The sequence below is a fragment of the Pseudomonas sp. TAE6080 genome, assembly GCF_018732265.1.
GTDB lineage: Bacteria > Pseudomonadota > Gammaproteobacteria > Pseudomonadales > Pseudomonadaceae > Aquipseudomonas > Aquipseudomonas brenneri.
Genome location: NZ_JAHIDY010000049.1, coordinates 30,477 through 38,362 on the forward strand (window position 1 = coordinate 30,477; position 7,886 = coordinate 38,362).

The 7,886-nt window shown below is 56.7% G+C and carries 10 protein-coding genes; all 10 read right to left on the bottom strand.

Annotated features, from left to right (window positions below; translation table 11 throughout):
* Positions 1–217 precede the first annotated feature (217 nt).
* Positions 218–688 (bottom strand): single-stranded DNA-binding protein, encoded by a 471-nt coding sequence (locus KL786_RS25810; protein ID WP_020300889.1) that lies wholly within the window; start codon positions 686–688, stop codon positions 218–220.
* Positions 685–1,203, bottom strand: a complete 519-nt coding sequence (locus KL786_RS25815) for a DUF3158 family protein (RefSeq protein ID WP_032903630.1) — start codon at positions 1,201–1,203, stop codon at positions 685–687. Before KL786_RS25815 ends, KL786_RS25810 begins: the two co-directional genes overlap by 4 nt.
* On the bottom strand, positions 1,200–1,955 hold the full coding sequence (locus tag KL786_RS25820; protein WP_020300887.1) for a PFL_4669 family integrating conjugative element protein: 756 nt from the start codon (positions 1,953–1,955) through the stop codon (positions 1,200–1,202). Before KL786_RS25820 ends, KL786_RS25815 begins: the two co-directional genes overlap by 4 nt.
* 264 nt (positions 1,956–2,219) lie before the next feature.
* Positions 2,220–3,410 carry an STY4528 family pathogenicity island replication protein gene (locus KL786_RS25825; RefSeq protein WP_020300886.1) on the bottom strand — a complete coding sequence of 397 codons (1,191 nt, stop codon included), beginning with the start codon at positions 3,408–3,410 and terminating at the stop codon, positions 2,220–2,222.
* Positions 3,407–3,955 carry a DUF2857 domain-containing protein gene (locus KL786_RS25830; RefSeq protein WP_032903632.1) on the bottom strand — a complete coding sequence of 183 codons (549 nt, stop codon included), beginning with the start codon at positions 3,953–3,955 and terminating at the stop codon, positions 3,407–3,409. The genes KL786_RS25825 and KL786_RS25830 overlap by 4 nt, the downstream gene beginning before the upstream one ends.
* Entirely contained in the window at positions 3,952–5,538 is a 1,587-nt protein-coding gene (locus KL786_RS25835) for a ParB family protein (RefSeq protein WP_020300884.1), read from the bottom strand. The genes KL786_RS25830 and KL786_RS25835 overlap by 4 nt, the downstream gene beginning before the upstream one ends.
* A gap of 14 nt (positions 5,539–5,552) precedes the next feature.
* Positions 5,553–5,762 carry a hypothetical protein gene (locus KL786_RS25840; RefSeq protein ID WP_076964377.1) on the bottom strand — a complete coding sequence of 70 codons (210 nt, stop codon included), beginning with the start codon at positions 5,760–5,762 and terminating at the stop codon, positions 5,553–5,555.
* Between the two features lie 85 nt (positions 5,763–5,847).
* A complete protein-coding gene (locus KL786_RS25845) occupies positions 5,848–6,690 on the bottom strand; it encodes a ParA family protein (protein WP_020300883.1) in 843 nt (280 codons plus the stop codon).
* Positions 6,691–6,694: 4 nt separating this feature from the next.
* Positions 6,695–6,925, bottom strand: a complete 231-nt coding sequence (locus KL786_RS25850; RefSeq protein WP_020300882.1) for an AlpA family transcriptional regulator — start codon at positions 6,923–6,925, stop codon at positions 6,695–6,697.
* Between the two features lie 115 nt (positions 6,926–7,040).
* A complete protein-coding gene (locus KL786_RS25855; protein ID WP_032903637.1) occupies positions 7,041–7,793 on the bottom strand; it encodes a hypothetical protein in 753 nt (250 codons plus the stop codon).
* Positions 7,794–7,886: the final 93 nt, after the last annotated feature.

Here is a 7,886-nt window from a genome sequence, read left to right on the forward strand (position 1 = left end):
TCCGGATGGGGTCCGGAGCAGAGTTGTTGGAAACAGCAGCTACGAGATATGAGAAACCTGACTCGCAGGTACCTCATATTAGTCGGTGAGGACTGCCTTGACGATCCGATGCTGTTACCCCGTTTTAGCGTGGACGACAGTGTGGGTCTTCACGAGCAGCGAGTAGTAATACGCCAGCAACTTCGCGCAAAGGCGCAATTTTTATGCCTAATGCTCGTCATTCCGGAGGTGGCGGCCCTGTGCGCTTTTTTGGCTTCGACGCAGGTGAGCTGGCTTGCTCTGTATTTTGCCCGACGTGTTTCGCAGATGCTGCCGGTTCATTGGATCGCTCCCGCATGACCACGCTGTGCACTCGATGAGGCAGGATGCCGACTCGACGGGCCTCGATCTTGAAGGTCACCCGCGCGTTGTCTTCGCTGTCCTCCCACTCATCTCGTATCGTGCGGCCCTCGACCAGCACACGCATACCTTTCTGGTACAGCGTGCTCCAGTGTTCAGCCTCGCGGTGCCAGAGCTCAACCGGCGCCCAATAGCCGCCTCGATCTTCGTAGCCGCCCTCGCGTGGCACGGGGTTGTCGAAGTACACATTCAGCCGTAGCAAACGCCGTGGCTCGTCATTGCCTGAGGCGAATTCCTGGAACTCTGGCGCACTGCCGATGTTGCCTTCGCCGACGAAAAAAGTACTCATCGTGATATCTCCGCTGCGGTTGTGAACTGGCGCAGCAGCCGTTCGGCACTGGCCATTTTGATCGCGCAGGTCGAGGCCTGGCGGTAAAGCGAATGCACCACGCTCATCTGCAGGTTCAGTGCAATACGGTTGCATTCGAAACGGTGCAACCCCTCGCGTACGGCCTGCGGTTGGGTCTTGTTGCGGACCTGGCGTTCCCAGACCGCAACCCCCATGCGGGCGAAGTCACGGGTTCGCCAACGCAAAAAGGTGCTGCCCGCGCTGGTGTTCTGCAGCACCAATCGAATATCCAGCAGTGAGTACGGGGGCTGTCCGGCTTGCTGCACAACAGCTTCCATCAGGTGACATAACTGCGCCTCGATTTCCCTCGCCACCTGCGCCAGGTGGTCCAACTCCCCCTTACCCTTAAAAGGTTTTAAAAGGCCTTTTAGGGAGGCAGCGTGTTCGAGCTGTCGATAGGCATCCGGTGTTAACGCTTCGAAGGGCATTGGTTGAGCCGGGATCATGAGATTCATGCTTCGTCCTCCGGCTCATCCACCGTCGCAGATGGCTCTCTCGCTTCCTCTGCCAATGCGTCCGCGTCATCCACTGCCACAGCACCACGACGAATGATCGGTGGCGCGAACTGGGAGCGGCGATGACCCTCAAGAATGTCCATGGGGGGCAAACCCATCTTCTCGATGGCCGCCAGAGCACGGGCATTGTTCGCTGCCATGTCATCACGGGTGACGCCAGAATGCCGATAGCGCTGCGCCTGGCCGAACAGGCTGCGCAGCAGATGGGCGCCGTCATCGATCCAGGCTTCCATGTCGACGCGGCCGATCAAGGCTGTGTGATGGGCCAATAGGGTACGACGCACCAGGGTGTCGTAGTCGGTCAGCAGGTAGACCGCCAGAAAACCCAGCTGGCTGCCGATGTACAACGGCAAGGTGACGGGGTGGATGTTGAGGTTGTCGCCCATGTCGATCTGTGTCGGCAGGTCCTGTCTGATCCGATCCAGCTGTTGGGTCAGTTCCAGCATCCCAGCCTTGGCCTGCATCAGTTTTTCTTCGAGTTGTACGATGGCCCAGTCGGCATAGGGATCGTCCTGAGCCGCGGTTTGTTTGATCAGGTTGGTGACACTGATGTAGCCGGCCATGCCCATGATCGAGTGAACGCCTTCGCGTGCGGTCCGCCCTTGCCAGATACGGGCGGCGTGGTGAGTGTGCAGGGTCAGGGTGATGCTGCTGCGCAATGAACCCAGGTTGAGTTGGTAATGATCGGCCACGGCGTTGTCCTCGCATTCGCTTGGACGGAAACGTTGCGGCAGATGAGGGTCAAGGACAGCCAAAAAACTGAATGCGGTCTGTTCGGTTTGGTTTAAGAGGGCTAATTATGGAGACGTCAGTAGATTTGATGCCACCGGCATCAAATCTACTGACGTCTACGTTCATCGAAAGAGATGTCCCGGCTTTTCCCTAAGAGTTTCATAGTTTGATCCGATGTGTTCGTAGAGTGGAACACCATGGATTTGATGCCACTGGCATCAAATCTACTGAGGTCCACCGCGTTTGCCACGCAGTTGGCGCAGCTCATTCAGGCACGCTTGTGCGAGGGCAGACGCGGGTTCGCCCTGTTGTCGAGATGGCCGCGAGGGAGCGGGTGGAGGTGATTCTGCAATGGGTGAAGGTTCGGCCTGACCTGCCCAAGGACGAAAGTCACCTTTCAGTGCGCGCTGGATCAGGCCCATCAGATACGCCGCTGGCTTGCGGATTCCACCGGCCGCACAACGTGCTCCCGCTTCGTTGAGCACCGCCTGCCGATCCGCTGGTTTGAGTTTGTTCAGCGCCACGGCGACGGCCTGACGCTCGCTTGGGCTCAGGTGCAGCGCAGCGGGCCAGTGCAGGTTATCCACCGCTGCGGTCGCGCGCGGTACTGTACAAATACTTTCTTTTAATACAGTACAGGCGGCGTTCGGATTCCGAACGGTGTCTGAAACATTGACGTTCAGGCCCGGTTCGGAATCCGAACGAGGGCCTGCACGATTCCGAACGCGGTGATCTTCCTCCCGTTCGGAATCGTGGAAGGCATCAACGGCTGGCTGATCCAATCCTTGCTGCGTCCAGTGTTCGCCCCAGCTGTCGAGCCGCGTCGGTAACCGATCACGATCGATATTCGTGTCCTGGCGGACTTCCTCCACAACGTGCTGAGCGACAATACGCACCGCCTTCGTCGCATGACCGAGGGCATGCCCGACCAGCGCCAGGTAATCCTGATCCAGTTCCATGGCTTCGGCGGGGGTTAACGGCTCATCGTGCAGAACATACAGAAAACCTTGAAGACGTCCGCTGAGCTGATCGCGTCCGCGACTCACCAAACTGAGCCAGCGCGTCAACCTGAGCATCGTCAACACCCGAGCAATGGTTTCACGGGAGGCTGACGCACCGTAGGGCACGCTCGACAGGTAAGGCTGCAAATCCTCATAGCGCGGCGTGACCACGCCCTGGCCTTGCAGCATGAGTCGAAACACCTGCCAGGCATTGCGTTCCAACGGCGTCAACCGACTATCCAACAGCAGCCGACGTGGCACGACTTCGTGAGATTGGCCACTGAATAGAAAGCCAGCTTGCAGGGCCTGGTTGGAGGGTTGTTCAGTGGTAGGGCGTACGGGCCAGCGTTCACTCAGATGCTGGGTGCATTGCTGCAGGACACGCTGCCAACGACTGGAAGGGGCTGTGTTCATGTGCCGTTGCTGTACTGGTCGATTTGTTGCCAGACGATGGTCAAGCTGACTTGTTGCTCCTCCGCCAGCATCATCATGGCGTCGAGCTGGTCCTCGGTACTGTCCTGAGCGCGTAGTTGGCACCAACGCTGCCAGAGCGCATGCTCCTGCGCCTCGCTCAAATTCTGAGGGCGACCTTTTCGGGTTTCTATCTTGAGCAGACGTCGACGCAGGGCGGTTTCCGAATGCGCCAAGCCAAAGCATTGGTACATGATGGTGCTGCTGGCGCCGAGCTTGAGCGCGCGGTTGATCAAGCGCTCGTTCTGCTCGTCACGTTCGGCTTGCTCGATCAACCGATGCAGCACCGGCGAGTCAATCTTGATCTCAACCCAGGGGATGGTTGCATGGGCCAGGCGCGACAACGTAGTGGGCGGTAAGGATTGCAACAGGTAGATGTCGTCCTCACCCAGTCCGAGTGCCTTGCAGCGCTGCAGGTTACCCTGGCGCAGCTCATGCAGTATCTGGGTCAGCATGGCCTGGTTGAGCACATTGAAGGACAGGTTCATGGCAGCTCCTTCGGTGAGCTATCTTCAGGGGGAATCGTTAAGTCGATCAGACGCCGGGCCAGGCGGATCAGGCGATACAGTTTGATTAACAGCCTGTCGGGCAGCCGCTCCAGTCCCACGTCCACGGCGGGACGATTTGTGAGCGGGAGTTGATAGATCCCCAGCAACAATTGGCCGAACAGCGCTGACGGCAGTTGCTTACGATCTTCCCAGTTGACGTCGTCTTGAGCGCGCAGCAGGGCCATGAGCAGTAGGTGAACGCCGGTTGCGTGAGGCGCTGCAAGATCAACTCGCTCGATGTTCAGGGCGAAGCCCAAGCCAAGCGGCTGACCGATGATGCTCTCGGGGTATCCGGCATAGGCCGCCATTTCTCGCGCCAGTCCGGCAATGGCTAAACGCAGTTGTTCGGGTGTATCCAGCGTTGGTGTGATCGTCCAGAGGTCGTCGATTGGGCAGGTTTCGACTGGAGACGTCGCTTTGGTGGCTATCTCGCGATCGATTTGCTCACGAATCTGTTGAACGCGTGATCGAGGATTGACCGCTGGTGAAACATTTGTTTCGGGTTCTGCGAGCAGTTCTTCTGAAACTGACTCTATCCTGCTCTCGACCTGGGTTGATTGTGATTCAGTGTCGGAGGAGGGCGGTTCTGCCGCGGCTTCATGTTCGCTTGGCGAATAGATGTTCTCTGAGGGCCTGGTAGTGACAGCCCCAGGCGTGGATACGACCCGTTGGGTATCGCTCAGCTCCAGGGCCAGCATACGGTAGGACTGTCCGAGCAAGCGGCTCATGCGTTCGAGTAATTCATCCTGGATCTTCTCAAGATCAAAGGATTCAGGATCGCAATCGAAGTAACCCATGGATTCCAGCCAGAACTCTGCAAATGCAACTGTGGCAGTTGGATAACGGTTCCAGATTCGCTCAGCCTGACTACGTAGACCGATCAGACGCTCTATCTGAGGCTTACCCAACCCGGCATACAGAGTTTGTGGAATGGCGGGTAATAAGTGTTCGAGGGTGTCCAGCATCCGGCTGATGTGCGACTGTGAAATCGGATAGCCCCCAGCGGCAAGACGTCGAGCCAGCTCCCGTTGTGAGAGCTGTGGGCCATCCGATTCAAGCATGGTTTTGAGTTTGGCTACCGCCAGAGCCCGTTCGATGAACGTGAGTTGGCCGTGCAGATCGCTTTCCGCCAAATGGCCGAGTAGGGCGTTGGTTTCATTGCTCCAAGGTCGGAACAGGCAGTGAATCCGAAAGAAACGCTCGTCGCGAGTTTCCTGCCACAGCTCGCCGAGAATCGCCAAGCGCGTATTACCGCCGTTGCGGATGATGAAATAGGTTTCTCCCGGGCGACGGGTAATCGGCGGTGGTTGATCCAGCCCGCGTTCACGGATCGAAGCCTTGATATCGTCATACAGCGGATTACGAATGAATCGAGGGTTGTGTTCGTAGGGCCGCAACTGCTCCAGAGTGACCAGCATAGGCGTGTCAGTAAGTGGATCGGATAGCCGCTCCAGTTCTGGACCTCGAGGGAAGTGGTCCTGGTGCAGCTTGTCGGTGATCTGCGCCTGACTGAGCTTCTTCATCGGAACAACCTCAGTTAACGCCGGTTACGCAAATGGTCACCGACCTCGAACTTGACGATCTTGGCAGTCCCCGAACCTTCGAAATGTCTGGAAAGCTCTGCGAGGAGCCAACCCATGGCCGAGCGTCCACCCTGCAGGCGAAAGACGACAGTGCAGTATTCATCGCCAGATGGGTGGTGTGGTCGAGTGAATGGTGGAGCGATGATGGGAAGTTGATCCAACATCAGAAGACTCCTTGCCAAACGCTGTTGGCTATAAGGTCGAGCAAACACAATGATTGGGCGAGAAGTGCCGGCATGGTGAATGGTGTCATTTAACCTCCGTGCACCTGCCCACCCTAGAAATCGCTTCGCGCCATTCCGGAAACAACTCGATGGCCAGCGCTTGCATGGTTTCCATCGCGGATGGCGAGCGTCGTTCCCGTGACTGGCGTGTCTCGACTCGGTGGACCGGTAGGCCAAGGGAGGCGGCGTTGAGGTACGCCACTCGCTCCGGAATTGCGGTGTCTAGAACCGAGATGTTGTTAGCCCCTGCGAAGGTCTCGCGCAGGCCACGGATGATCATCCGGGTGTCCACTCGAATGGCATTCACCTGGTTCAGGAGCAGTCGTAAGGGTGGGGGTGGAATGCCCAGGTGGCGGAAAGGTTCGAGTTCGCTGAGTAGCTTCAAGGTGCCACGCTGCAGTTCGCGGGCGGCGAGCATTTCCGGGGTGATGGGAGAGAGGGCAAGGTCGGAGGCCAGGATGGCCATCTCCAGCAGCACGCTACGCGCACCTTGGGTGTCGATCAAAAGCAGGTCGTAACGGGCGCGGAAGTTGTCGAGCAGATTGCGTAGGCGTAATCGCCCGTCAGGGGCGTGCAGCAGCAAGGTACTCAGTCGACCTTGATCGTCGTTGGAGACGATCAGATCGAGCCCTGCAATCACTGTCCTGGAAATAATCTGGGCAGGCATAGCTAGGTTGAGTGCGATGAACTCGTACGCACCGACATCAGCCTTCTGGCTCAAGGCGTAATAGCTGGAGAGGGTGGGTTGGCTATCCAGATCCAGTAGCAGGACGCGTAGGCCTGCGTCAGCCAGTAGGCCGCCGAGATTGGCGGCTACTGTGGTTTTGCCCACCCCGCCTTTGGTGGAAACCACCGATACCACACGCATGGCATCAGGCCTGTTTGCCTAAGCGTTCAACGACCCACTGCTCGATTTCTAGCGAGTCCCAACCGACTGCCCGCAATCCAATGCGTTTAGCCTGAGGGAATTTACCTTCCTTCATCAGGTTGTAGATGTGCGCGCGTTTGAAGCCGGTTTTTCGCTCCACCTCGTCACGTCGCATGATGTGGCGTTCTACCTGCAGTTGAGGTGCTTCAACGATGGGTAAGGATTGGCTGGACATGCTGGTCACTCCTGGCGCCGATTGGCGCGTGGTGGGAAGTGACCTGAATTGAATAGCAGAAGTGGGGGAGAGTCATTGCACTGCAATCAGAGGTATTGCAGTGCAATTGCTCCACTCAGATACCTTTTTTGAGTATGCGATTGGCTGCGGCGAACTTTGCATCCAGCGTGCGTTTGCTCAGGCCAGGATCGTCTTTGCGATGAGCTGAGATGGAATTGACGATGGAGGATTGACTATCAAATACTGAGTGCGGTTTACCTGATGGCGAGTGTCCTAAGATTAGTTCAAGCAACGCCCCTATGACTTTCAGGTAGCCGATTTCACTGCGGTCACTGAGTTTACTGTTGGACTTTAGTAACTGATGGATATTTTCTCTTTCCAACCCCATTGCCTCAAGCTCATCGAGTAGTTGTTGATAAGACGCTTCTATATTTTTTATCCGCAATTGCATTGCATCTCGGTCGGCTTGTAAGGCCAGATAGGTGCCAGGGCTGATAGCTCCTTGTTGGTTGAAGGACTGTTCGAAAAGAAAGCTTGGTCTTTGGTCAGGGTAGTAGCGCGCCATCCAAACTCTGAGGTCAGTATGGCGGATAGTTATCTGACTGCAATCGATGGGCGTGCCAATCGTGACCGACACGCCGAAGCAGCCATAGGCCAGGTCGCCATGGCGAATGGCATCTATAATTTTTTCGGTATTTGCCTGTAGGCACGGCCATTGGGGGAAGTATTTTGACAGGAGCGCAGGACAGTCCCAAGCCGATTCTAGTATTTGGGTTTCATGAGCCATGAGATTGCACCAGCGTATAGCTGCGTCAATGGGCCGATAAAAAATTTTTGCAAAAACGTTGTAGCTGTCGGGTTCATACATAGGAGCAGCCTCATATTCGAGGGAGCAGATCCGCTAACTTGTAGAAACTCAGACTTCATCTGACAGTTACCGGATTTGAGGTCGTGACTGTCA